Consider the following 1,606-nt stretch of genomic DNA (forward strand, 5'->3'; position numbering starts at 1 on the left):
TTGCCATCAAGGCTATCGAATGCAAACGCACTACAAATCCTTTAACTAACCTTGGTCTTATGCATCACATTTAACAATGCACCGAGCATAATCAAAACAACCCCGACTACTGCAAGTATGCTCGGCACTTCAGCAAAAAACATCCAACCAAAAATAACGGAAAAAACAACCTGCACATAAGAAAATGCCGTTGCCCTCGCAGCAGTTTCTGTTTTCATCGCTTTTGTTAAGCCCTCTTGACCGATCTGAGTAAATATCCCCACGGCCAATAAAACAAAATACGTTGTCCAAGACTCTGGCACCACAAAGTCGTTCCCTAATACAACAAGAGAAAACGGTAAAGCGATTAAGGGGAAATAAAAAATAATGACGGAGCTGTCTTCAAGGTGACTAAGTTTTCGCACCAGCACATAAGCAATGGCACTGCCGAATGCTCCAATCAAGGCAAAAATAACGCCTAGTTGATCGAGTTGAGTAAGACTACCTCCATGCACCCAACTTGGCTCAACAACCAAAATTAAGCCGACAAGACTCAAAACGATGCTCCCCAACAAAGACGCATGAAAACGCTCGGCTAAAAAAAACAAAGCTAGTACTGCGACGAAAACAGGGTGTAAATATTGAAGCATCGTGGCTTCGGCAAGAGGAAGACGAGTCAATGCACTGTATACAGCAAGCAAGGCCACTGCACCAACAAAACCTCGCGCAAACAATAGACCTCGATGACTCCCTAAAACAGACAAGCCTTTTCGCTTGGCAAAAAAGTAGCTAAGGAGCAGAGACACCAGCGCTCGCGCTGCCACAATTTGTAGCACTGGAATACCATCCTCGAATGCCAGCTTTACACAAACAGCCATCAACGAGAACCCCAAAGCGCTCAGAAGCATATAGCGCAATCCGATAGAAAAATTCATATGCATCTAGCTCTCTCAATTTTGAAATGCATCTATACTTTCTGTTGAACAATATGAGGAACAAAAAATGTTCAGCTGGAAACAACTTAATATAAAAAACAAGCTCATACTTATCATGAGCTCAGCGCTTATTATTTCGATGGCAATATCTATGCTCATCACTAACTATTTGGTGAGCTCTAGTACTACAAAGCGCGTCGGAGAAACTGAAATCCCCGCCATATTATCTAGTTTATCGAACGAGCTTGAGCTTCAAATTGCCCTGCCGCTGAATACAGCAAAAAATATGGCCAGTAATGCCTATATTAATGACTGGATAAAACAAGGCGAAAGCGCTGATGGCCAACCTGATCTGGCAAACTATTTAGCGCAAATCCAAGCCAGCACAGGCGCTAAATTTAGCTTCTTAGTCTCAGCGGAATCTGAAAACTATTACACTGGCGGAGGTATTCTACGATCCGTTAGTCGCGCAAACGATGGCTGGCTTTATAGCTTCCTAGACTCTCCAAACACTTTCAGCCTAGATTTAGACCAAGATACTACCACAGGAATCTTCACCCTGTTCGTCAACTATCGTGTTCAGTCTGGCAAGGCGGTGACGGGCGTCGGTATTACTGTTGAGGAATTATCGAAGCTGATTCAAAACTATTCAATCGGCGAAAATGGGTTTGTATATTTAGTCGATGGAGAGG

At 43.3% G+C, this 1,606-nt stretch carries 2 protein-coding genes; one reads left to right on the forward strand and one right to left on the reverse strand.

Going from position 1 to position 1,606, the window contains the following annotated elements; all coding sequences use genetic code 11:
* Positions 1-41 precede the first annotated feature (41 nt).
* Complete coding sequence (locus A3738_RS18370) at positions 42-914, reverse strand: DMT family transporter (protein ID WP_231876696.1); 873 nt, start codon at positions 912-914, stop codon at positions 42-44.
* A gap of 67 nt (positions 915-981) precedes the next feature.
* Here A3738_RS18370 and A3738_RS18375 point away from each other — a divergent pair.
* Positions 982-1,606, forward strand: a 625-nt coding sequence (locus A3738_RS18375; protein ID WP_197473909.1) for a cache domain-containing protein, incomplete at its 3' end; no start/stop codon positions are given.

The organism is Oleiphilus sp. HI0066, from assembly GCF_001635725.1.